Below are 21,398 nucleotides of genomic sequence, written 5' to 3'. Positions count from 1 at the left end.
CTCGGACCGGGTGCGCGATATCATCGACAATATCGAAGCGATCGAGACCTATACGCAGGGCATCGATCTCGAGGCCTTCTCGGGCGATCGCATGCGGGTCGATGCGGTCGAGCGCTGCTTGCAGCGATTGACCGAGGCAGCCGTCAAGATCGGCGAGGAAGGGATGGGCGAAGTTGCGCCGGAGGTCCCGTTCCACGCCTTGCGCGGATTCGGAAATGTCCTGCGCCATGATTATGACGGTATCGACGACCGGTTGATCTATGACACGATCCTGCGGGATCTTCCGGGATTGAAGCGGGCTTGCGAGGCCTATCTTAACAGAAGCGAAAGAGACAGATGAACGTAACCGAAGCCGTCACCACCCGCCGCTCGATCCGGGCCTTTCTCGACAAGCCGGTCGAATACGACAAGATCCGCCGCGTGATGGACACCGCGCGCTGGGCCGCTTCGGGGTGCAATTACCAGCCGTGGGAGGCGGCGATCCTGACCGGGCAGCCGCTGCAAGAGCTTCAGGCCAAGATCGCCTCCACCCCGCCGCAGGAACTCGAATACGACTGGGACTCGCCCAAGTCCGAGGACGCCTACAAGCAGCGCCTTTTCGGCATTTCGAGGGGCATGTTCGATGCGCTCGGCATTGCGCGCGACGACACCGCCGCGCGCATGGCGGCGATGGGGCGCAACGCGACCAGTTTCGATGCGCCGGCGGTCATGTTCGTCTATTTCCCGCGGCTGATGAAGGAGCCGCAATGGTCGGATACGGGCATGTGGCTCCAGACCGTCGCCCTGCTGCTGCGCGAGGAGGGGCTCGATTCCTGCTTCCAGGAATTCATGGCCTTCTACGCCAACGTGATCCGCGACCATCTCGGGCTCGACCATGATCGCTACATGTTCTTCTGCGGCATGGCGATCGGCTATCGCGACGCGCAAGCGCCGGTGAACAATTTCGAGCGCGAGCGCGTGCCGCTCGAACAGCAGGTCCGGTTCATCGGCTGGGATTGACCCGCGCGCCCTCGACAAGCAAAGCGCCCAGGCATGACCGAAGCGCCGCTCAAACTGTTCAACTCGCTCACCCGCAAGCTCGAGGTGTTCGAGCCCGTCCATGCCGGCGAGGCGCGCGTCTACACCTGCGGGCCGACGGTCTACAACTACGCCCATATCGGCAACATGCGCGCCTATGTGTTCGCCGATGTGCTGGGGCGCACGCTGACGTGGAAGGGGTATGACCTCACCCACGTCATCAACATCACCGATGTCGGGCACCTCACCGACGATGCGGATGCGGGCGAGGACAAGCTGGAAAAGGCGGCGGCCGGATCGCAGCGTTCGATCCGGGAAATCGCGGCGCACTACACCGCGGCGTTCAAGGCGGATGTCGCGGCGCTCAACATCCGCGAGCCCGCGCGCTGGTCGGTCGCGACCGATTATATCGACGAGATGATCGCCTTCGCGAAATCGATCGCGGACAGGCATTGCTACATGCTCGACAGCGGGCTCTATTTCGATGTCTCGACGGTCGAGGATTACGGCCGCCTTGCGCGCGCGGTGACGGAAGAGGGAGAGGGTCGGATCGACGCGGTCGAAGGCAAGCGCAACGCCGCCGACTTCGCGATCTGGCGCACCACGCCTCCGGGCGAGAAGCGCCAGATGGAATGGGATTCGCCGTGGGGCCGGGGCGCGCCGGGGTGGCATCTCGAATGCTCGGTCATGGGCGAGGCGCTGCTGGGCTTTCCCTTCGACATCCACACCGGCGGGATCGACCACCGCGAGATCCACCACCCCAACGAGATCGCCCAGAACCAGGCGTTCTGCGGCTGCGGGGGCCTCGACGACGCGCGCAATTCGGGCGCGAAGATCTGGATGCACAACAACTTCCTCGTCGAGCGCAGCGGCAAGATGTCGAAGAGTTCGGGCGAGTTCCTGCGGCTGCGATTGCTGGTGGAGAAGGGCTATCACCCGCTCGCCTACCGGATGATGTGCCTTCAGGCGCATTATCGCAGCGAACTGGAGTTTTCGTGGGAGGGATTGGGCGCGGCGCTGACGCGATTGAAGCGGATGGTCCAAAGGATCGAAAACCTTAAGGCCCGTCATGCTGAACTTGTTTCAGCATCCATGCCTGACGCATCGAACTGGTCGCACGAGGAGGGATGGTCCCTGAAACAAGTTCAAGATGACGAACTTGAGTCGTGGGTGGATTTCTTCATCAACTTCGACGCTTCCATGTCAGAGGACCTCAATAGCGCAATCGCAATAACCGTGCTGGAGGATGTCCTGGCTCGCAAGAAGGTGCTGCCTTCAGAGACGCTCAAGGTCGTGGCGGGCATGGACGCAGTCCTCGGCCTCGACCTGCTGGGCCTCACCCGCTCCGACCTGCGTATCCGCCCCGTCTCGGCAACCATCACCGAGGACGAAATCGAAGCCGCGCTCGCCGAACGCAAGCAGGCCCGCGCCGCGAAGGACTTCGCGCGCTCCGATGCGATCCGCGACGAACTCAGTCGGCAAGGCGTCGAGGTGATGGACGGCGATCCGCTCGGCTGGGAATGGAGGCTTGAACGATGACCGCATCGCGCACCGAGCATTGGGACGAGGTCTACCGAAAGCGTCCAGCCGACGCGTTGAGCTGGTATCAGCCCGCGCCGGAGGTCTCGCTTTCTGCGATCCTGCGCCATTGCGGCGATCGACGCCCGGCGGCGATCGACATCGGCGGCGGCATGTCGCGGCTCGCCGGAGAGCTGGTGAAGGCGGGTTTCGCCGAGGTAGCCGTGCTCGACATCTCCCGGCAGGCGCTCGACCGGGCGCGGGCCGAAGCCGCGGGCGAGGGCGCGGCAATCGACTGGATCTGCGCCGACATCACCGACTGGCGGCCCGCCCGCCGCTACGGGGTGTGGCACGACCGGGCGGTGTTCCACTTCCTGACCGCGCCCGAGCAGCGCGCCGCCTATCGCGCCGCGCTGCTTGCCGGCCTGGAGCTCGGCGGGATCGCGGTCATCGCCACCTTCGCGCCGGACGGCCCGGAAAAGTGCAGCGGCCTGCCGGTGCAGCGCCATTCGCCCGAAACGCTCGGGCAGGAACTGGGCGCGCAGTTCGGGCTGGTCGAACACTGGAGCGAGCAGCACGAAACCCCGGGCGGGAATGTCCAGAACTTCAACTGGTGCGTCTTCCGGAGGGTGACGGAATGACCACCCTCGCGATCTCCGGCCTCATCCGCCCGCTGCTCGAACCGCGGCTTCCGCCCGATCTCGACGTGCGCTGGTTCATGACCCGCGAGGAGGCCATCGAGGCGGTCAGGGGCGCGGAGATCGGCTGGTTCGACATGAACGACACGGGCGCGATGGTCGAAACCCTGCGCGCGGCGCATGATCTGAAATGGCTCAATTCGATCTATGCCGGGCTCGATTTCCTGCCGATGGACGTTTTGATCGAGCGCGGGATCACCGTCACCAACGGGGCCGGGATCAACGCCGTCACCATCGCCGAATATGTGGTGATGGGGATGCTCACCATCGCCAAGGGTTACCGCGATGTGGTGCGCGCGCAGGAGCGGCACGAATGGCTGCTCGACAGCCCCGGCAAGCGCGAGTTGGCGGGCACGAAGGCACTGCTGCTCGGCTACGGGGCGATCGGCAAGCTGATCCAGCCGCGGCTCGAGGCTTTCGATGTCGCGGTCAGCGTGGTGCGGCGCTCGGGCGGGGAGGGCACGCTCGGCCCGGACGAATGGCGCGCGCGATTGGCGGAATTCGACTGGGTGATCCTCGCGGTTCCCGCCACCCCGGAGACCGAAGGCATGATCGGGGCAGAGGAACTCGCCGCGATGAAATCCGACGCCGTCATCGTCAACATCGCGCGCGGCAGCGTGATCGACCAGCCGGCGCTGGTGGAGGCGCTGGAGAACAAGGCCATCGGCGGGGCCTTCCTCGACGTCACCACGCCCGAACCGCTGCCTGCCGACCACCCGCTGTGGTCGCTGGGCAATGCCCACATCACCATGCACCTGTCGGGCCGGGCGCAGGACAGGATGTTCGTCCGCTCGGCAGACCGCTTCCTTGCGAACCTCGACAGCTATCTGAAGGGCGAGCCGGTCGCACCGGTCTTCGATCCGAAGCTGGGCTATTGAATCGCGCCCGCGCCTTGCGGGTTGGCGGATTTCTGCAATACTCCCGCGCGCGGCCGCTCCATCACGCGGCGGTCATACAGTCGCGCTATCCGCATGGGGGCGGGAAGGGAGGGCAGGCCGCGGGCCTGTCCGCATCCGGGGGGAAGCAGCATGAGCGAGACGACCAAGGCATCGGACCTGTTCATCGAGTGTCTCGAGGCGGAAGGCGTCGAATACATCTTCGGCGTGCCGGGGGAGGAGAATCTCGACTTCCTCGAAAGCCTGTCGAAATCGGACAAGATCAGGCTGATCCTCACCCGCCACGAACAGGGCGCCGGCTTCATGGCCGCGACCTACGGCCGGCACACCGGCAAGACCGGCGTTTGCATCGCGACGCTCGGCCCGGGCGCGACCAACTTCGTGACCGCGGCGGCCTATGCCCAATTGGGCGGGATGCCGATGATGATGATCACCGGCCAGAAACCGATCAAGAAATCGAAGCAGGGCCGCTTCCAGATCCTCGACGTGGTCGACATGATGGGACCGATCACGAAATTCACCCACCAGCTCGCCAGCGGCGACAATATCCCGAGCCGGGTGCGCGAGGCGATCCGCCTGGCCGAGGAGGAGAAGCCCGGCGCGGTGCATCTCGAACTGCCCGAGGACATCGCCGAGGAAAGGTCCGCCAGCCGGCCGATCGCGCCCTCGCTCGCGCGGCGCCCTTCGGCCGAGGTGAAGGCGGTGCGCCAGGCGGTGACCGCGATCGAAGCCGCACAGTCGCCGATCCTCGTCATCGGCGCGGGCGCGAACCGCAAGATGACGGGGCGGATGCTCCACCAGTTCATCGAGAAGACCGGCATCCCCTTCGTCACGACCCAGATGGGCAAGGGCGTGATCGACGAACGCCACCCGCTGTTCCTCGGCTGCGCGGCGCTTTCGGCGGGTGATTTCTGCCACCGGGCGATCGCGGATGCGGACTGCATCGTCAATGTCGGCCACGACGTGATCGAGAAGCCACCCTTCTTCATGCACAATGACGAGGAAGGTGCCGTGGGCTCGGACAGCCCGCCCACGGTGATCCACGTCTCGACCAAGACAGCGGAAGTCGATCCGGTCTATTTCCCGCAGATCGAGGTGATCGGCGACATCGCCAACGCGATCTGGCAGATCAAGGAGGACATCGTCCCGCAGGGGCGGTGGGATTTCGCCCGGATGCTCGAATACCGCAAGGCCGAACTCGCCCATACCGGGCCGCTCGCGAACGACGCGCGTTTCCCGATCTTCCCGCCGCATCTCGTGCAACAGGTGCGCGCCGCCATGCCCGAGGACGGGATCATCTGCCTCGACAACGGGGTCTACAAGATCTGGTTCGCGCGCGGATACACCGCCTATCTTCCCAACACCGTCCTGCTCGACAACGCGCTCGCCACGATGGGCGCCGGGCTCCCGAGCGCGATGATGAGCGCGATGCTTTACCCGGAGCGCAAGGTCATGGCGATCTGCGGCGACGGCGGGTTCATGATGAACAGCCAGGAGATGGAAACGGCAGTCCGGCTCGGCCTCGACTTCACCGTGCTGATCCTGCGCGACGATGCGTATGGCATGATCCGCTGGAAGCAGGCGAACATGGGTTTCGCCGATTTCGGGCTGACCTACGACAACCCCGATTTCGTCGCCTATGCCGAAAGCTACGGCGCGAGCGGACACCGGGTGACTTCGAGCGAACATCTCGCCGACCTGCTGGCCCATTGCCGCGACACGCCGGGGGTGCATCTCATCGACTGCCCGGTCGACTACAGCGAGAACGACCAGATCCTGAACCATGATATCAAGCGGCTGAGCGCGGAACTATAGGCCCCGGCCCGGCGTCGTCATGGCGAAAGGCGCAACCACTGCGCCAGCCCATTTACCGGAGGTCACGATGCCCCAGCTCAAGGACACCTATCCGCTCTACCTCAACAACCGGGCGGTGCAGCCCAACACCGATCTCGAGGTCACGGACAAATACACCGGCGAGGTCGCCTTCCGCACCGCGCTGGCCACGCCCGACGTGATCGAGGAAGGTATTGCCGGGGCGGTGCGCGCAGCCGAACCAATGGCGAAGCTCGCCTCCTACGAAAGGCAGGACGTGCTGATGCATTGCGTCGCGCGCTTCCGCGAACGTTTCGACGAATTGGCCTATGCCCTGTGCATTGAGGCGGGCAAGCCGATCAAGGACAGCGAAGGCGAAGTCACCCGCCTGATCGACACCTTCCGCATCGCCGCCGAGGAAGCGGTGCGGAACTACGGCGAGGTCCAGCCGCTCGACATTTCCGCGCGCGCCAGGGGTTACATGGGGATGTGGAAGCGGCTGCCGATCGGCCCGTGCAGCTTCATCAGCCCGTTCAACTTTCCGCTCAACCTTGCCGCGCACAAGATCGCGCCCGCCATCGCGATCGGCTGCCCCTTCGTGATGAAGCCGGCGAGCAAGACGCCCTTGGGTGCGATCATCATGGGCGAGGTGCTGGCCGAATGTGACATCCTGCCCGAAGGCGCGTTCTCGATCCTTCCCGCCAGCCGCGACGGGGCGGACCTGTTCACCTGTGACGAGCGATTGAAGCTCCTGTCCTTCACCGGCTCGCCCGGGGTGGGCTGGGACCTGAAGGCCAGAGCGGGCAAGAAGAAGGTAGTGCTCGAACTCGGCGGCAATGCCGCGGTGGTGATCGACCGCGACGCGGACCTTGCCGACGCGCTCGAACGGGTGATCTTCGGCGCCTTCTACCAGTCGGGCCAGTCCTGCATCGGGGTGCAGCGCATCCTGATCCATGCGGAAGTCTATGACGATTTCAAGGCGATGCTGGTCGAGAAGGCCGGGAGCCTCAAGGCGGGCGATCCCAAGGACCGCGACACCTTCATCGGCCCGATGATCTCCGACAAGGAGGCCGAGCGCCTGAAGGGCTGGATCGACGAGGCGGTCGACGCTGGCGCGAGCCTGCTGTGCGGGGGCGGACTGTCGAACGGCAACATGCTCGAAGCGACGCTGCTCGAAAACGTGCCCCACGATTGCAAGGCGCGCAACGAGGAAGCCTTCGGCCCATTGGCGATCCTCCAGCGCTTCGAGGATTTCGGCGCTGCACTGGACGAGGTGAACGATTCGAAGTTCGGCCTGCAGGCGGGCATCTTCACCCGCGACCTGTTCCAGATGTTCGACGCGTGGGACCGGCTCGAGGTTGGCGGCGTGGTGGTGAACGACGTGCCGAGCTACCGGGTCGACAACATGCCCTATGGGGGCGTGAAGGACTCCGGGCTCGGCCGCGAGGGTATCCGCTTCGCGATGGAGGACATGAGCGAGATCCGGAACCTGGTGGTGCGGCGGAATTGATATGCACGGGCCCATCCGGGCCCGCGTCCTCGGCGCTGTCCCCTGCGCTGCGCTCCGGGGCACCTGCGGGCGCGCGGTCGCGCTTGCGGGCCGCGCTGCGGCCCGAGCGCGCGCCCTCTGCCGTCTAGCCTTCCTCCAGCAGCAGCAACACCGCCGTCACCACCAGCCGCTCGTCCGCGCCGAAGCGGTGGTCGATCTCGCGCACCGTCGCGTCGGCGACGAGCTGGCCGGGGATGCGGAATTCGTGTTCGGGCAGTTCGTCGATGAATTCCTCGCCGGCCGCGACCGCCTCCGGGCCGTCGAAATCGAGCATCACCTCGTGCCGCGTGCCCGAAAAGGTGATCGAGGCCCAGGCCTTCTCTTCGTGGGTGAGCAGGCTCGCATGGCCCTGCGCCAGCGTGAGCAGCGCCTCGCGCACCCGGTCGGCGGTGGTGCGGCGGGGGCGGTAGCGGCGCGGCGTTGCGGTGCGGGGCGGGGCGGGGGCGCGCTGCTGCTGCGGCGGCGGGGCGTCCCTGGACTTGGTTTCGAGATCGGCGGGGAGGGTGAGCGTGTCACTCGGCATCGGTCGATTCCTTCGTCCCGGCGGGAGCGGCGGCGGCCTGGGGGCAGGCTTTCGCGCAGGCTTCCGCCTTCGCCTCGTAGCCTTTCATCCATGCACGCGTGCGCGCCTCGGTGGCGGGACGGGGCAGGCGGCCCATGCGAAGGTCGAGCACGAAGCGCGGGTCGTGCGCGGCGAGGCGGCCGAATTTCGTCGCGGGCATTTCGTGCCGGCGCAGGAAGGTCTCGATGGTGCGGATCAGCATGGTTTACCCCTCATCTGGCTGCGTCCTGATGGTGGCACCGGGGCGGCGAATCGCTCGGTGTTCCCTATTCGTTCCACCGGAAATCCTACTTGTCTAGGAAAAATCCTATGTGTAGGATGCGCGCATGACCAAGTCCGACACCGACGTTCCCGCAGGACCGCGCCGGCGCCTGCTCGACCTCGCGCAGGAGCGCGGAGCGAGCCTTGCCGGACTGTCCGAACTGATCGGGCGCAATCCGAGCTATCTCCAGCAATTCATTCGCAAGGGCTCGCCCCGCAAGCTCGAGGAAGGCGACCGGCGTACGCTGGCGCGGTTCTTCGGCGTGGCGGAAAGCGAACTTGCCGGACCTGGGGAAATTTCCTATGAACCGCCGTCGAACCCCGCCGATCCGCGCGGGTCGCCATGGATCGAGGTGCCGCGCCTTGCGATCGGCGCCTCGGCCGGTCCCGGCGCGCTGCCCGCGGGCGAAAGCGCCTTCGACGCCTTCCGCTTCTCGCGCCGCTGGCTCGCCGAACAGGGACTGGAAGGCGCCGAGCTTTCCGCGATCACGGTCGAAGGCGATTCGATGGAGCCGCTGCTCAACGATGGCGACGAGATCCTCGTCGACCGCCGGGCGCTGCCGTTCCGCGACGGCATCCATGTCGTGCGGATGGGGGACACGCTGATGGTGAAGCGGGTGGCGAGCGCAGGGGGAGGGCGGCTATCGTTGCTCAGCCAGAACCTCGCCTATCCGCCGGTGAGCGTGGCGGCTGAGGATGTCGAGATCATCGGCCGGGTTGTGTGGAAGGGCGGGCGGATATGATTAGGCGCAGCTTGAACCCCGCATGGCTCGCGGTGAAGCCGAGCCTTTCGTAGAAGCGGTGTGCGGCCGGGCGTCGGTGATCGCTGGTGAGCTGGACGAGGTAACAGCCGCGCGCGCGGCATTCCTCTATCGCCCAGCGCATCATCGCCTCCCCGATCCCGCGACCGCGCAAGGGGCTGGCAACGCGCACGAATTCGATCTGCCCGCGCGATGCTCCGCCCAGAGCGACGCCCGGGATGAAAGAGAGCTGGAAACTGCCGACCCGCTCGCCGTCGAGCTCGGCGATCAGCAGGCGGTGGCAGGGATCGGCCGCGATCGCCTCGAAAGCCTCGCGCTGGTAGGCCGCTTCCGCACCCGTCACCGGATCGCGCGCGACCGCGAGCGCGTCGTCGGCGATGAGGCCGGTGACGAAATCGAGTTCGTCTGGGCGCGCGTCGCGGATGATGAGGCCCTGCATGGCCCGAGCGATAGCGTGGTGCGCGCCACTTGCAATCGTGCAGGCGCGGCGGCACATCTTCGCCCATGACCGACGCTCCGACGACCTCGCCCCGAACGCCGCCGATGAAGGCCGCGATCCTGCCCGTGACGCCGCTGCAACAGAACTGCTCGCTGATCTGGTGCACCGCCACTGGCAAGGCCGCGCTCATCGATCCGGGCGGCGATCGCGACAAGTTGAAGGCGGGGGTCGCCAAGGCGGGCGTGACGCTCGAGAAGATCCTCGTCACCCATGGCCATCTCGACCATTGCGGGCAGGCCGGGATGCTGGCCGAGGAACTGGGCCTGCCGATCGAGGGCCCGCACGAGGACGACCGCTTCTGGATCTCCCGGCTAGACGAGGACGGCAGCCGCTTCGGGATGCAGGCGGCAAGTTTCGAGCCGACCCGCTGGCTGGAGCACGGCGACACGGTGACGGTGGGCGAACTCTCGCTCGACGTGATCCACTGCCCCGGCCACACGCCCGGCCATGTCGTCTTCTTCCACGCGCCCAGCCGCTTCGCGATCGTTGGCGACGTGCTGTTCAAGGGGAGCATCGGGCGGACCGATTTCCCGCGCGGCAATCACCAGGACCTGATCGATTCGATCACGCAGCGCCTCTGGCCCTTGGGCGAGGACGTGACGTTCATTCCCGGCCATGGCCCGACCAGCACCTTCGGGATGGAGCGCAAGACCAACGCCTTCGTCAGCGATTACGCCTTGTCCTGAGTGTTCGCTATCCCGGGCGAACGCCCGGGATAGAGGGGGTCGGTCTATATCATGCCGGCGGCGACCAGCGCCGCGACGATCGCCAGCCCCAGCAGGACCAGCATCGTCACCAGCGTGCCGACCATCCGCCCGACCTGCTTCGACCCGCCATCCATCCCGAAGGCGTGGGCGATCCGCCCGATGATGTAGGCGCCCGCGGCCCATTGCAGCCACCCGCCGCCGGCGCCCGCCAGCTCGATCCCCGCGACCAGCAGCAGCACGAAGGGCGTGTTCTCGACGAAATTGGCCTGCGCCCGCATCCGCCGCTGGAGCGGTTCGCTTCCCCCGTCGCCGACGCTGATGCCGCTCGCCCGGCGGACCGCACCGATGCGGACCATCAGCCAGATGTTGAGAACGGCAGCCGCCGCCGCACTTGCCAGCGTCACGGGTAGGATGATCATGGAGGAGTCCCCTGTCCTGTTGCAGGGCGACTGCTAGCCTCTCTTATTCACGGCGATGCGGTTGGGCGCCTCTCGGCGCGAGCTTGACGCCACTGCTGCGTGCGGCGGCGTAGAGCGGGCGTGCGGCACCGCTGGCGTCTGTTTCACCGCGCTGTGATCGATGGGCTTTTCTGGTTGAAGGACTTGGCTCGGGGTTTCTGCGGCACTGCCGCGCCCGCTACGTCGGCGCAGGCTTGAGCGCGAGAACGATGGCACGCATCAGATCGGCATCGGGGCACGCAGAGGCGAACGCTACGCGGATTCGGGTGGCGCTTTCCATGACGCGGGCAGCAACCTTGAGCAGCCGCAGGCGCAGGGTCGTAAACTCGGCTTTTGCCAGAGCGGTGGTCTTTGGGATCGCCTGCTGAACGCGCCACAGCAGCCAGTAGGCAGCGGTGTGCAGGATCAGGCGCATCTGGTTGGCGTTCGCCGACCGGCACGAGGTGCGGTCACTGGCCAGCTGGGTCTTGTGCAGCTTGATCAAGTTCTCGGCCTGCCCGCGCGCACAGTAGAGCGTGTCATAGATGTATTCAGCCGAGCCTTGGGTTAGCGATGTGACGACATAGCGGATATCCATGCCCAGCGTGCTGGCCTCGATCCTGGCGACGACGCGGCGCTGGCGGTTCCAGCTCTTCGCGCCGTAGCGGGTCTCGGCATAGCTGCGCAGGACCGGGAGTTGGCACTCGGCGCGGCGGACCGCGCAGGCATCGGCGGCAGTGACGATAACCGGATCAGCGCGCAGCGCGGCGTTGGTCGGCAGACCGAACACGTAATCGACATGGGCCGCCTCGCAGAAGGCCATGACCTCGGGCCGTCCATAATGCCCGTCACCGCGGATGGTGATGTGGGTATCAGGCCAGTGGCGGCGAAGATGGCGCACCAGACGCCGGATATGCCCTGCCGCCTCCTTGCCAGAAGGCGTCTTGCCCGTGCGCAGCAGCATCGCCACCGGCCGGCCCGTTGCCGTGTCGTAGACATGGATCGGCAGGAAGCAGCGCTCCCCATGATGTCCGTTCCAGAAGGAGAGTTGCTGATAGCCGTGCACGACGTCGCAGGTGTCATCGATATCCAGCGTCACCGCCGCCGGCGGAGTGGGGTAGCTGGCGCAGTAGATGTCGATCATGATCCCCAGCATCTTTGCCAGCTCGCGCGTGCTCGGCGCATTCTCCCAGCGGCTCATCGTCGGTTGGCTGGCCAACCCCGCACCCGATCCCGGCAGCTTGCCCAGCGCAAGGCGGAAGCCCGGATCATCGCGCAGAGCGTCGAGATCATCGGCATCCTCATAGCCGCAGGCGATCGCGAACATCCGCGCGCGCAGGATATCTTCAAGCCGATGAACCACCCGAGCAGGATCGCGCGGATCGGCAATACACGCCGCAAGCCGCTGGCAGAGCCCCATCATGCGCTCGGCCTGAGCCAGCACCAGGACCCCGCCATCCGAGGTCAGCCTGCCGCCGTCAAACGCAGCTGTGACCTTCTTGCCGCGCACTGCTGGAAACGAAAATACGGACGCGCTATCATCGCATCCGGCGGGTGTGGTCTGTGGCATATTTTGCCCCGTTGCAGGTCTGGCTTAAGCAACCACATTCCTACAACAATGCAAATGCTTACGCCACTCCCGCCAACCCGTCAGACCACTGCCGGTGAATAATCCGGGTTAGGGCCGCAGAGCAAGGCTTGCAACGCGGGATTTATCCGCTATAGCGCGCGCCTTCCCGCCATTTCAGCGAGGACCCGCGCGCCGCCCTGCTTGTGCGCGTGCGCCCCTTGCCGTAAGGGCGACACCGGAAACCCAGCGCCACTCCGCGCGCAAGACACGATTTTACCTGAGGAATTGGCGTAGCCATGGCTGTCCCCAAGAGAAAAGTATCGCCCCATCGCCGCGGCAATCGCCGGGCGCACGATTCGCTCAAGGTCGAGGCGTTCCACGAATGCCCCAATTGCGGCGAGCTCAAGCGTCCGCACAACATGTGCGGCCATTGCGGGTTCTACAACGGCCGCGAAGTGATGGTGCCCAAGGGCATCTGACCCCTCTTGGACAGGGAAAAAAGCGCATGAGCCTCCCGCGTATCGCCGTTGACGCGATGGGCGGCGACGAAGGCGTGCGCGTCATGGTCGAAGGCGCCGCGATCGCCCGTCGCCGGCACGAGGATTTCCAGTTCCTCCTCGTCGGGGACGAGCCGCGGATCAGGCAGGCGCTCGAAAACCATCCCGGCATGGCCGGCGCCTCCGAGATCCTTCACTGCGAGGACGTGGTCGGCGGCGACGAGCTGCCCAGCCGTGCGATCCGCCGGGCCAAGACCACCAGCATGGGCCTTGCCGTGGGCGCGGTGAAATCGGGCGATGCGGGCGCCGCGGTCAGCGCGGGCAACACCGGCGCGCTGATGGCGATGAGCAAGATCGCGCTGCGCACGCTTCCCGGGATCGACCGTCCGGCCCTGGCCGCGCTGCTGCCGACGCTGCAGGAACACGATGTCGTCATGCTCGACCTCGGCGCCAACACCGAGGCCGATGCGCGCAACCTCGTCCAGTTCGCGGTGATGGGGGCGGCCTATTCGCGTATCGTCAACGGGTTCGAGCGGCCCAAGGTGCGGCTGCTCAACATCGGCACGGAAGAGATCAAGGGCACAGATGCGCTGCGCGATGCCGCCGCGCGCCTGTCCGCCGCGACAACCCGCGCGGACAGCGAACTCGCGCTGGAATTCGACGGCTTCGTGGAAAGCGACAAGATCAACCGCGGCCAAACCCATGTCGTCGTGACGGACGGCTTTTCCGGCAATATCGCGCTCAAGGCGATCGAGGGGTCGGCGCGCTTCGTCACCGACCTTCTGAAGCAGGCCTTCACCTCCTCGCTGCGTTCCAAGATCGGCTTTCTCGTCTCGCGCCCCGCGACCGAACTGCTCAGGCACCACCTCGACCCCAATAATCACAACGGCGCGGTCTTCCTCGGCCTCAACGGCGTGGTGGTGAAGAGCCACGGCAGCGCCACCGCGGGCGGGGTCGCCCACGCGGTGACGGTCGCCGCGCGCCTGCTCGAGAACAAGCTCACCGAATGCATTGCCCGCGACCTTGCCGAGATGGGCGAGGATGCCTTCCGCAAGAACGGAACCGCGGGCGGGCGGGACGAGGCCGCGGCGTGACCGGATCGCGCCTGGTCGGTTCGGGTTCGGCCCTGCCGCGGCGCGTCGTCACCAATGGCGAACTCGCCGCGCGGATCGACACCAGCGACGAATGGATCGTCGAACGCACCGGCATCCGCCAGCGCTACATCGCGGGCGAGGGCGAGACGACGGCCAGCCTCGCGACCGAGGCAGCGCGTGCGGCGCTCGCCGATTGCGGGCTCGCCGCGCGCGACATCGACCTCATCGTGCTCGCCACCGCCACCCCCGACAACACCTTTCCCGCGACCGCGACCAAGGTCCAGCACGCGCTCGGCTGCAATGGCGGGATCGCCTTCGACGTGGCGGCGGTGTGTTCGGGCTTTCTCTACGCGCTCGCGACCGCGGATTCGATGCTGCGGACCGGGATGGGAAGGCGCGCGCTGGTGATCGGGGCGGAGACGTTCAGCCGCATCCTCGACTGGAACGACCGGACCACCTGCGTCCTGTTCGGCGACGGGGCGGGGGCGGTGGTGCTCGAAGCGCCGACTTCCGGCGATTCGGCGCCCGGCGAATCGGCGGCCGGCGTGCTCGCGACCCGGCTGCACGCCGACGGGGCGCAGCACGATCTGCTCTATGTCGACGGCGGCCCCTCGACCACGCAGACCGTCGGCCATCTCAGGATGAAGGGCCGCGAGGTGTTCCGCCATGCGGTGGTGAACCTTTCCGAGGTGCTCAACGAAGTGCTCGACGCGGCGGGGGTCCGCGCCGCCGAGATCGACTGGATCGTGCCGCACCAGGCCAATGCCCGGATCCTCGATGCGACCGCGCGCAAGCTCGGCATTCCGGCGGAAAAGGTGATCGTCACCGTCGATCGCCACGCCAACACTTCGGCCGCTTCGGTCCCGCTCGCCTTCGATGCCGCACGGTGCGACGGGCGGATCAGGCCGGGCGATCTGGTCATGTTCGAGGCGATGGGCGGCGGCTTCACCTGGGGGGCGAGCCTCGTCCGGCTCTAGCGGCGCGAGACCCCGTCCTGCGGGCGGCGTGCCGGCACTCCCAGCGCGAGATTGCCAAATCCGCACGATGGGCTAGTATCGCACCCTGTCCGGGATCGCGCCGCGTAGGAGTTTCGGCATGATGCGTTCGGTTGGCACCCTCACCCGCGCCGATCTGGCGGAGACCATCAATCGCAAGATGGGTCTCAGCCGGGCGGAATCGCTCGATCTGGTGGAGGCGATCCTCGAAAAGATGTGCGATGCGCTGGCCGACGGGGAGAACGTGAAGATCTCCGGTTTCGGCAGCTTCGTCCTGCGCGACAAGAACGAACGGATCGGCCGCAATCCCAAGACCGGGGTCGAGGTCCCGATCACCCCGCGCCGGGTGATGACCTTCCGCGCGAGCCAGCTGCTCAAGGAACGCATCGCGAAAGGCGCCTGATCCGCATGGCCGAATTCGAGGACGGCAAGGACGAAGGCGCGCTCCGCACCATCGGCGAGGTGTCCGAGGCGCTCGGGATCAAGCCGCACGTACTGCGCTACTGGGAACAGCAGTTCAGCCTCCTCAAACCGCTCAAGCGCAGCGGCGGACGGCGCTATTACCGGCAGAGCGATGTCGCGCTGGTCGAAACGATCGATCGGCTGGTGAACCAGGAAGGCTATACCCTCAAGGGCGCCGAGGCGGTGCTGCGCGCTTCCGCGAAGTCCGAGCATGACCGCCGTCGCGGCGGCGATCGCCGGTCGGGCGACCGGCGGGCGGGGGCGGAGCAGGGGGACGGGGAGGCCCGCGCATCCGCCGCAGAGGACGCGCGCAGGCTGGCCGAAACGCTCGCCGGGCTGAAGCGGGTGCGCGCCCGGCTCGCCCGCGCGCTCGAAGCCTGAACGCTATTCGGCCGCCATCATTTCCGCTTCGCCGAGATCGACGCTGACGAGGCGCGAGATTCCCTTTTCCGCCATCGTCACGCCGAACAACCGGTGCATCCGGCTCATCGTGACCGCGTTGTGGGTGACGATGAGGTAGCGCGTCCTGGTCGTGCGGACCATCGAATCGAGCAGGTCGCAGAAGCGTTCGACATTGGCATCGTCGAGCGGCGCGTCGACCTCGTCCAGCACGCAGATCGGCGCCGGGTTGGTCAGGAACAGCGCGAAGATCAGCGCGGTCGCGGTCAGCGCCTGCTCGCCGCCCGACAGCAGCGAAAGGGATTGCAGCCTTTTACCCGGCGGCTGGGCGTAGATTTCGAGCCCGGCTTCGAGCGGATCGTCCGAATCGACCAGCGCCAGATGCGCCTGCCCGCCCTGGAACAGCCGCGTGAACAGGACCCGGAAATGGCCGTCCACTTCCTCGAACGCGGCCCGCAGGCGTTCGCGGCCCTCGCGGTTGAGATTGCCGATCGACCCGCGCAGCCGGGCGACCGCTTCGGCCAGTTCGGCCTGCTCGCTCGCGCTGGTGCCATGTTCCTGCTCGATCCGCGCGAGTTCCTCCGCGGCGACGAGATTGACCGGGCCGATCCGCTCGCGCTGGGCGACGAGCCGGTCGAGCGCCTCGGATTCCTCGCTCGCGGGCCTGACCCCGTGCTCCTCGAAGCCGAAGCGGTCGGCGAGCAGCGGCGGCGGGCACTGGAAGCGCTCGCCCGAAATGCGCGCCATCTCGCTGCGGCGCGCTTCCTCGTTCTCGGCCCGCGCGGCAAGGGTCGCGCGCCCCTCGCGCGCCTGCGCCAGGGTCTCGGTCGCCTCGGCCAGCACGCGTTCGATATCGCCCATCGCATCCTGCGCGCGCTCCATCGCCTGCTCGGCCTCGGCAAGCCCCTTCGCCAGCCGCTCGCGCAGCATCTCGCCCTGCTCGATCTCGGCGATCAGGGCGGCGGGCCTGGCGGCATGGACCGCGCGCTCCTGCTCGATCTCCTCGAGCCGGCCTGCCGCTTCCGCCATGCGCCGGGCCGCGTCCGTGGAGCGTGTCTGCCAGCTCGCATGGTCGGATTTCTGCGCCGCGAGCCGTTCGCGCGCGACGGCGAGCGACTGGTCGTGCGCGGCAAGTTCGGCAAGGGTCGCCTGCACCGCCGCGCGCGCTGCCTCGTTCCTCGCCCGCGCCGCCTCGAGCGCGGCGCGGCCCGCGTCGGGGGCGGGCAGCCCGGCGCGCTTCGCCCGCCCGGTTTCGAGTTCGCCCTGCGCGGCTGTAAGCTGTTCGGAAAGGTCCTCCTCGCTCTGCGCCAGTTCGGCAAGGCGCGCGGCGATCCGCTCTTTCGCCGCCTCCGCCGCGTCGAGCGCGCGCCAGGCCTGCCGTTCGGTCTCGACGCTTCCGGCAAGCTCGCGTTCGAGCCCGACGAGCGTGGTCTGGAGGGCGGCCAGTTCCTCCCGCGCGGCGGTTTCGCCCGCGGCGGCTTCCTCGGCGGCGGCGCGCAGCGCGGGAAGCCGGGTTTCGAGGTCCGCCAGCCGGTTCGCCGCCTCGAGCCGGGCGGCTTCCGCCGAGCCTTCGCCGCGGGCGAGGAAGCCGTCCCAGCGCCTGAGGTGCCCGCCGGTCGTCACCAGCCATTCGCCCGGGGCAAGGTCGCGCCCGTCGTCCTCCTCGGCCACATGGACTAGGGCGAGGCGGGCGGTGAGTTCGGCGGGGCAATCGGCGACATGGGCGAGCAGGCTGTCCGCCACCGGGCGCGGCGGTTTGCTTCCGGCCCAGAAACGACCCTCGGCCCGCGCATCCGGCGCGCCGAGCGGCGCCTTCGCATCGCGCCCGAGCACCGCGGCGAGCGCGCGTTCATAGCCCTTGGCGACGCTCACCCGGTCGAGCGCCGCGGGAAGGCCGGTCCGGCCCTTCTCCCGCTTTTCCCGGGCATCGCGGTCGCGGGCGAGGGCGGTGTATTCGCGCTCGACCCCGGCGAGTTCGGCCCGGGCGGTGGCGAGCGCGGCACAGGCGTCGTCGCGGGCGGATTGGAGGTCGGCCTTGCGCGCCTGTTCGGCCTCCAGCCGCCCGCGCAGCCGGGCGACCTCGCCCGCGGCCTCTTCCGCCGCCTCGCGCGCGGCGATCGCCGCGGCCTCGGTGTCCTGCTCCCCTTCGAGCTGCGCGCGGGTGCGTTCGAGCCGGTCGCGCTCGGCCAACAGGCGGGACAGCCGCGCTTCGGCCTGCTGGATCGCCGCTTCGGCAACGCGCCACTCGGCCTCGACCCCGGCATGGTCGGCGGTCGCCTTCGCCAGCGCGAGTTCGGCGGCCCGGCTGGCGCGTTCGGCTTCCTCGGCGCGGCGCGCGATCTCGGGGCGCGCGGCCTCGGCCCCGGCGACCGCGGCGCGGCTCGCGTCGAGCTCGCGCGACAGCCGGCCGAGCGCCTCGACCGCGTCGGTGGTCAGCCGGTCGGCATCCTCCCGGTCCGCCTCGAGCCGTTCGCGCTGGCGGGTGAGGTCGGCGAGCCGGGCCTCGGCCGCGTCGAGCTTTTCCGACAGCGCCGCCATGCGGTGGCCGTGCGCGCTCGCATCGTCGCGGCGATCGGCGAGTTCGTCGCGCGCGGCGGCGAGTGCCCTTGCCGCCGCCGCCTGGTCCTTCTGCGCCTCGGCGACTGCGCGCTGCGCTTCGGCCACGCGGCTCTCCGCACCCTCAGCCGCCGCGCGCGCCTCCTTCGCCGAGCGCGCCGCATCGCGCCAGCGCGCGAACAGCAGCCGCGCCTCGGCGGTCGCGATCTCGTCCGACAGCGCCTTGTAACGCTCGGCCTGTTTGGCCTGTCGCCGCAGCGAATTCATCTGCGCGTCTAGCCCGGCCATGAGGTCTTCGAGCCGGGCGAGATTGGCCTCGGTCTGGCGCAGCTTGCTCTCGGCATCCTTGCGCCGCACGTGCAATCCCGCGATCCCCGCCGCCTCTTCGAGCATGGCGCGGCGTTCGGCGGGCTTGGCGGCGATCACCTGCGCGATCTTGCCCTGGCTGACGAGGGCGGGGGAATGCGCGCCGGTCGCGGCATCGGCGAAGGTCAGCGCGACGTCCTTCGCGCGCACGTCGCGCCCGTTGACGCGGTAGGCGCTGCCCGCTCCGCGCTCGATCCGGCGGGTGACGACGAGTTCCTCGCCCTCATCGTCGGTCGCGTGCAGGACGACCTCGGCGAAGGCGCGCGGGGGCCTGGTGGAGGTTCCCGCGAAGATCACGTCCTCCATCCCGCCCGACCGCATGGACTTGGGGCTGTTTTCCCCCATGACCCAGCGGATCGCCTCGAGCAGGTTGGACTTGCCGCAGCCATTGGGGCCGACGACCCCGGTCAGGCCCGGCTCGATCCGCAGTTCGGCCGGCTCGACGAAGCTCTTGAACCCGCTGAGCTTGAGCCGGCTGATCTCCATCGCCGCGTCCGCTTACTCCGCCGGCCGCGCGCCGGCGTCCTGCAGCGCCGATTCGACCGCGGACCACTGCGGACCATCGACCCGCTGCCCGTTGAGCAGGAAGGTCGGCGTGCCCGTGATTTCGTCCGCCTGGGCGAGCCTATCGGCCTCGCGCACCATCGCCTCGACCGCGTCCGTGTCCGAAAGGCACATCCGCGCCTCGTCCGCCGACAGCCCGCGCGCGGCGAAGAAATCGAGGAAGCCCGCGACCTCGGCGATCCGCACGAAACGCTGCTCCATCGGCAGTTCGCCCGCCGCCTGGACCGCCTCGGGGTTCTGCTGCACCCCGCCCATGATCGGGCCGAGATTGGTCCAGACCTCGTCCGAGAGCGCGTGGACCCGTTCCGGCGGGCCACACTGGATCATCCGCGCGAGCACCACGTCGAAGGTGTTGAGGAACACCTCGCGCTGTTCGATGCTGACCGTCCCGGCGGCGATGTAATCCCGTTTGAGCTCCGGCTTGCCCTGGGTCGCGAAGGCGGCGCAGGCCCCGCACGTGTGCGAGGCGTATTCGACGAGCTTGAGCGGCGCGTCGGGATTGCCCAGCACCGCGCCGCCTTCCCCGGAAACGGTGACGGTCTCGGTCCACGACGTGCCTTCGGGCGCGGCGACGGGCTCGATCGGGCCGGTTGCGCCCTCCGCCACGTCGCCTTCCTCGCCCTCGCAGGCGGCGAGCGCGAGGACGAGCGGGGCTGCGATGAGCGCGGGAGCGAGGCGGATACGGGTCGGGATCATGGTCGGCTGGGTCCTTCGGTCAGGGGGAGGTTACAGGCTCGTGTCGGCGGCTCAATAGCCGCGGCAAGGCCGGTTGTGCACAAATATGTCGGCATGGGCGGGCAGGGAGCGGCTCAATCCCCGGTCTCGCCGCCCGCTCCGCGCGCATCGCGCTCGATCAGCGCGGCGCTGAGGGCGGGCCAGGAATGCACGCCTTCGAGCAGCTTGCCGTCGAGGGCGAAGCTCGGCGTGCCGGGAACGCCGAGTTCGGCCTTGTCCGCTGCGGCGTTGGCGGCGAGCCGTTTCGCCGCCGCGTCGTCCTTCAGGCAGGCGTCGATCTGGGGCAGGGTCAGGCCCCCGTTCGCCCCGCTGTTCGCCAGCCTGTCGTCGAGATCGAGCGCGCGCGCCGCGCTCAGCCGGGCGGCCGCATCGGCCCGCGCCCAGCCGGCCTGCTGCGACCGGGGCGCGTTCAGCGCCCGGGCGAGCCATTCGTCCTGGCTGTAGAGGAACAGGCGGTGCCTCTCCTTGAACCCCGCGGGATCGCCGCACTGCGCGAGCAGGCTCACCGTCAGGTCGAGCCAGTTGCGGATGACCGGGCGCACTTCGAGCGCCATCCGCCCGGGCGCGACGAGCGCGAGATCGAGCGCCGGCTCGCCTTCCCGCGCGAAATCGGCACAATGGGGACAGGTGTAGCTGATGAATTCGACGAGCCGCGTCTCGGCCTCGGGGTTGCCGATCAGGTGGCCGCGCTCGGTCTCGGTCACCTCGCCCTGCCACATTGTTCCCGGCCCGGGACCGACGAAATCGCTCTCGGGATCGGCGAGCTCCTCTTCCTGTGCCGCCGCCGGGGCGGCGATGAGGGCAAGCCCCGAGCCGAGCGCTGCAAGAATCCGTCTCACGTTTCGTCCTTCCTCTTGTTCTCCTGCGCGTCGAAGCTGCGCGCGAGCGATTCGAGCACCGCGCGCAGTTCGGGATCGCCGATGTCGCGCAGGCTGTCTCCCAGTTCCATCGGGATCGGCTTGAGCGATGGCGGCGGTTTTGCGGGCCTGTCGGCAGAAGGCGCCTTGACCGCGCCCTGCCGCAGCTTCACCCGGGCGAGCGCGCGGTAGCCGAAGAAGCGGTTCACCCGTTCCACGATCTCGGGCACGACCTGCTGCACCAGCGGGGCATGGGCGGGCGCGACGACGAGGTGCAGCGTGCCCTCGGCCCGTTCGCCGGGGGGAAAACGGATCGCTTCCGGGCTACAGACCCGGGCGTGCTGAGGCCCGACGATCTCGTGCCAGCGGGTGACGACCGAACTCTGGACGAAGCCGAAGCGGCGGAAGGCCGCGCGGCCGATCTCGGGCATGAGATCGCCGATCGACTTCGCCCCGCCGCCGCGCGGGCGCTGGTAGGGGGTGGGTTTCCTGCGTCCTTTCGCTCCGCTGCTGGAGGGCGGGGGTTTCTTCCGCCCTGCCGTTTCGCTGCCTGAGGGCGGGGAGTCCTTTCGCCCTACCGCTTCGC

22 protein-coding genes and 1 pseudogene are annotated in these 21,398 nt (G+C 68.1%); 14 read left to right on the top strand and 9 right to left on the bottom strand.

The window, feature by feature from the left end:
- Positions 1-10 precede the first annotated feature (10 nt).
- The 7 genes from BLU08_RS05845 to BLU08_RS05815 all read left to right on the top strand — a co-directional run bounded on the left by BLU08_RS05845 (position 11) and on the right by BLU08_RS05815 (position 7,451).
- A complete protein-coding gene (locus BLU08_RS05845) occupies positions 11-340 on the top strand; it encodes a DUF86 domain-containing protein (RefSeq protein ID WP_233996110.1) in 330 nt (109 codons plus the stop codon).
- Positions 337-999: a nitroreductase gene (locus BLU08_RS05840; RefSeq protein ID WP_090196632.1), complete on the top strand. Its 663-nt coding sequence runs from the start codon at positions 337-339 to the stop codon at positions 997-999. Before BLU08_RS05845 ends, BLU08_RS05840 begins: the two co-directional genes overlap by 4 nt.
- Before the next feature lie 33 nt (positions 1,000-1,032).
- Entirely contained in the window at positions 1,033-2,556 is a 1,524-nt protein-coding gene (gene cysS, locus BLU08_RS05835) for a cysteine--tRNA ligase (RefSeq protein WP_090196629.1), read from the top strand.
- The gene (locus tag BLU08_RS05830; RefSeq protein WP_090196625.1) at positions 2,553-3,176 is read left to right on the top strand and encodes a class I SAM-dependent methyltransferase; all 624 of its coding nucleotides are present in this window, start codon (positions 2,553-2,555) and stop codon (positions 3,174-3,176) included. Before cysS ends, BLU08_RS05830 begins: the two co-directional genes overlap by 4 nt.
- The gene (locus tag BLU08_RS05825) at positions 3,173-4,111 is read left to right on the top strand and encodes a D-2-hydroxyacid dehydrogenase (RefSeq protein ID WP_090196621.1); all 939 of its coding nucleotides are present in this window, start codon (positions 3,173-3,175) and stop codon (positions 4,109-4,111) included. Before BLU08_RS05830 ends, BLU08_RS05825 begins: the two co-directional genes overlap by 4 nt.
- 150 nt (positions 4,112-4,261) lie before the next feature.
- A complete protein-coding gene (locus BLU08_RS05820; RefSeq protein ID WP_090196618.1) occupies positions 4,262-5,944 on the top strand; it encodes an acetolactate synthase large subunit in 1,683 nt (560 codons plus the stop codon).
- Positions 5,945-6,011: 67 nt separating this feature from the next.
- Positions 6,012-7,451, top strand: a complete 1,440-nt coding sequence (locus BLU08_RS05815; RefSeq protein ID WP_090196613.1) for an aldehyde dehydrogenase family protein — start codon at positions 6,012-6,014, stop codon at positions 7,449-7,451.
- Positions 7,452-7,575: 124 nt separating this feature from the next.
- Here BLU08_RS05815 and BLU08_RS05810 read toward each other — a convergent pair whose 3' ends face one another.
- On the bottom strand, positions 7,576-8,013 hold the full coding sequence (locus BLU08_RS05810) for a hypothetical protein (protein WP_233996109.1): 438 nt from the start codon (positions 8,011-8,013) through the stop codon (positions 7,576-7,578).
- A complete protein-coding gene (locus tag BLU08_RS05805; RefSeq protein ID WP_090196607.1) occupies positions 8,003-8,254 on the bottom strand; it encodes a hypothetical protein in 252 nt (83 codons plus the stop codon). Before BLU08_RS05805 ends, BLU08_RS05810 begins: the two co-directional genes overlap by 11 nt.
- A gap of 124 nt (positions 8,255-8,378) precedes the next feature.
- Here BLU08_RS05805 and BLU08_RS05800 point away from each other — a divergent pair, with 124 nt between their 5' ends.
- Complete coding sequence (locus tag BLU08_RS05800) at positions 8,379-9,056, top strand: LexA family transcriptional regulator (protein WP_090196603.1); 678 nt, start codon at positions 8,379-8,381, stop codon at positions 9,054-9,056.
- Here BLU08_RS05800 and BLU08_RS05795 read toward each other — a convergent pair.
- Positions 9,019-9,513, bottom strand: coding sequence for a GNAT family N-acetyltransferase (locus tag BLU08_RS05795; RefSeq protein ID WP_090196599.1), 495 nt, complete (start codon positions 9,511-9,513; stop codon positions 9,019-9,021). The genes BLU08_RS05800 and BLU08_RS05795 overlap by 38 nt on opposite strands.
- Positions 9,514-9,617: 104 nt before the next feature.
- Between BLU08_RS05795 and BLU08_RS05790 the strand changes: the two genes are divergently transcribed.
- Positions 9,618-10,259 (top strand): MBL fold metallo-hydrolase, encoded by a 642-nt coding sequence (locus BLU08_RS05790; protein WP_090201076.1) that lies wholly within the window; start codon positions 9,618-9,620, stop codon positions 10,257-10,259.
- 44 nt (positions 10,260-10,303) lie between these two features.
- Here the strand turns inward: BLU08_RS05790 and BLU08_RS05785 are convergent, their stop codons facing one another.
- Both BLU08_RS05785 and BLU08_RS05780 read right to left on the bottom strand, forming a co-directional pair.
- A complete protein-coding gene (locus BLU08_RS05785) occupies positions 10,304-10,699 on the bottom strand; it encodes an MAPEG family protein (protein WP_172800993.1) in 396 nt (131 codons plus the stop codon).
- A gap of 217 nt (positions 10,700-10,916) precedes the next feature.
- Positions 10,917-12,287 carry an IS1380 family transposase gene (locus BLU08_RS05780; protein ID WP_090193770.1) on the bottom strand — a complete coding sequence of 457 codons (1,371 nt, stop codon included), beginning with the start codon at positions 12,285-12,287 and terminating at the stop codon, positions 10,917-10,919.
- A 296-nt stretch (positions 12,288-12,583) separates the two neighbouring features.
- Here BLU08_RS05780 and rpmF point away from each other — a divergent pair, with 296 nt between their 5' ends.
- The 5 genes from rpmF (at position 12,584) to BLU08_RS05755 (ending at position 15,716) form a co-directional block, all read left to right on the top strand.
- Positions 12,584-12,766, top strand: coding sequence for a 50S ribosomal protein L32 (gene rpmF, locus BLU08_RS05775; RefSeq protein WP_090196596.1), 183 nt, complete (start codon positions 12,584-12,586; stop codon positions 12,764-12,766).
- 26 nt (positions 12,767-12,792) lie between these two features.
- Positions 12,793-13,878, top strand: coding sequence for a phosphate acyltransferase PlsX (gene plsX / locus BLU08_RS05770; protein WP_090196593.1), 1,086 nt, complete (start codon positions 12,793-12,795; stop codon positions 13,876-13,878).
- On the top strand, positions 13,875-14,855 hold the full coding sequence (locus BLU08_RS05765; RefSeq protein ID WP_233996108.1) for a beta-ketoacyl-ACP synthase III: 981 nt from the start codon (positions 13,875-13,877) through the stop codon (positions 14,853-14,855). Before plsX ends, BLU08_RS05765 begins: the two co-directional genes overlap by 4 nt.
- Positions 14,856-14,973: 118 nt before the next feature.
- A complete protein-coding gene (locus tag BLU08_RS05760) occupies positions 14,974-15,276 on the top strand; it encodes an integration host factor subunit alpha (protein WP_172800992.1) in 303 nt (100 codons plus the stop codon).
- Between the two features lie 5 nt (positions 15,277-15,281).
- Positions 15,282-15,716 carry a MerR family transcriptional regulator gene (locus BLU08_RS05755; protein ID WP_090196585.1) on the top strand — a complete coding sequence of 145 codons (435 nt, stop codon included), beginning with the start codon at positions 15,282-15,284 and terminating at the stop codon, positions 15,714-15,716.
- 3 nt (positions 15,717-15,719) lie between these two features.
- On the opposite strand, the gene smc is transcribed toward BLU08_RS05755, so the two are convergent.
- From smc to BLU08_RS05735, 4 genes and pseudogenes are all read right to left on the bottom strand, one after another.
- A complete protein-coding gene (gene smc / locus BLU08_RS05750) occupies positions 15,720-19,142 on the bottom strand; it encodes a chromosome segregation protein SMC (RefSeq protein ID WP_090196582.1) in 3,423 nt (1,140 codons plus the stop codon).
- Between the two features lie 12 nt (positions 19,143-19,154).
- Positions 19,155-19,916, bottom strand: a complete 762-nt coding sequence (locus BLU08_RS05745) for a thioredoxin domain-containing protein (protein WP_090196579.1) — start codon at positions 19,914-19,916, stop codon at positions 19,155-19,157.
- A gap of 113 nt (positions 19,917-20,029) precedes the next feature.
- Positions 20,030-20,794 carry a thioredoxin domain-containing protein gene (locus BLU08_RS05740; protein WP_233996107.1) on the bottom strand — a complete coding sequence of 255 codons (765 nt, stop codon included), beginning with the start codon at positions 20,792-20,794 and terminating at the stop codon, positions 20,030-20,032.
- A pseudogene (locus BLU08_RS05735) lies at positions 20,791-21,360 on the bottom strand (DUF721 domain-containing protein); the annotation flags it as partial. The gene BLU08_RS05740 and the pseudogene BLU08_RS05735, both read right to left, overlap by 4 nt.
- Between the last annotated feature and the right edge of the window lie 38 nt (positions 21,361-21,398).

It is taken from the genome of Erythrobacter sp. HL-111, from assembly GCF_900105095.1.
In the GTDB taxonomy this organism is placed as follows: Bacteria; Pseudomonadota; Alphaproteobacteria; order Sphingomonadales; family Sphingomonadaceae; genus Erythrobacter.
The sequence above is the reverse complement of the archived record's forward strand: the minus strand, read 5'-3'. Positions and strand labels throughout refer to the sequence as shown.

Excerpts from the sequence above, each read along its gene's own strand:
- BLU08_RS05760 (WP_172800992.1), top strand. The coding sequence starts at position 14,974 with ATGATGCGTTCGGTTGGCACCCTCACCCGCGCCGATCTGGCGGAGACC.
- smc (WP_090196582.1), bottom strand. The coding sequence starts at position 19,142 with ATGGAGATCAGCCGGCTCAAGCTCAGCGGGTTCAAGAGCTTCGTCGAG.
- BLU08_RS05805 (WP_090196607.1), bottom strand. The coding sequence starts at position 8,254 with ATGCTGATCCGCACCATCGAGACCTTCCTGCGCCGGCACGAAATGCCC.
- BLU08_RS05825 (WP_090196621.1), top strand. The coding sequence starts at position 3,173 with ATGACCACCCTCGCGATCTCCGGCCTCATCCGCCCGCTGCTCGAACCG.
- rpmF (WP_090196596.1), top strand. The coding sequence starts at position 12,584 with ATGGCTGTCCCCAAGAGAAAAGTATCGCCCCATCGCCGCGGCAATCGC.
- BLU08_RS05780 (WP_090193770.1), bottom strand. The coding sequence starts at position 12,287 with ATGCCACAGACCACACCCGCCGGATGCGATGATAGCGCGTCCGTATTT.
- BLU08_RS05810 (WP_233996109.1), bottom strand. The coding sequence starts at position 8,013 with ATGCCGAGTGACACGCTCACCCTCCCCGCCGATCTCGAAACCAAGTCC.
- BLU08_RS05755 (WP_090196585.1), top strand. The coding sequence starts at position 15,282 with ATGGCCGAATTCGAGGACGGCAAGGACGAAGGCGCGCTCCGCACCATC.
- BLU08_RS05745 (WP_090196579.1), bottom strand. The coding sequence starts at position 19,916 with ATGATCCCGACCCGTATCCGCCTCGCTCCCGCGCTCATCGCAGCCCCG.
- BLU08_RS05840 (WP_090196632.1), top strand. The coding sequence starts at position 337 with ATGAACGTAACCGAAGCCGTCACCACCCGCCGCTCGATCCGGGCCTTT.
- plsX (WP_090196593.1), top strand. The coding sequence starts at position 12,793 with ATGAGCCTCCCGCGTATCGCCGTTGACGCGATGGGCGGCGACGAAGGC.
- BLU08_RS05820 (WP_090196618.1), top strand. The coding sequence starts at position 4,262 with ATGAGCGAGACGACCAAGGCATCGGACCTGTTCATCGAGTGTCTCGAG.
- BLU08_RS05790 (WP_090201076.1), top strand. The coding sequence starts at position 9,618 with ATGAAGGCCGCGATCCTGCCCGTGACGCCGCTGCAACAGAACTGCTCG.
- BLU08_RS05795 (WP_090196599.1), bottom strand. The coding sequence starts at position 9,513 with ATGCAGGGCCTCATCATCCGCGACGCGCGCCCAGACGAACTCGATTTC.
- cysS (WP_090196629.1), top strand. The coding sequence starts at position 1,033 with ATGACCGAAGCGCCGCTCAAACTGTTCAACTCGCTCACCCGCAAGCTC.
- BLU08_RS05800 (WP_090196603.1), top strand. The coding sequence starts at position 8,379 with ATGACCAAGTCCGACACCGACGTTCCCGCAGGACCGCGCCGGCGCCTG.
- BLU08_RS05815 (WP_090196613.1), top strand. The coding sequence starts at position 6,012 with ATGCCCCAGCTCAAGGACACCTATCCGCTCTACCTCAACAACCGGGCG.
- BLU08_RS05830 (WP_090196625.1), top strand. The coding sequence starts at position 2,553 with ATGACCGCATCGCGCACCGAGCATTGGGACGAGGTCTACCGAAAGCGT.
- BLU08_RS05785 (WP_172800993.1), bottom strand. The coding sequence starts at position 10,699 with ATGATCATCCTACCCGTGACGCTGGCAAGTGCGGCGGCGGCTGCCGTT.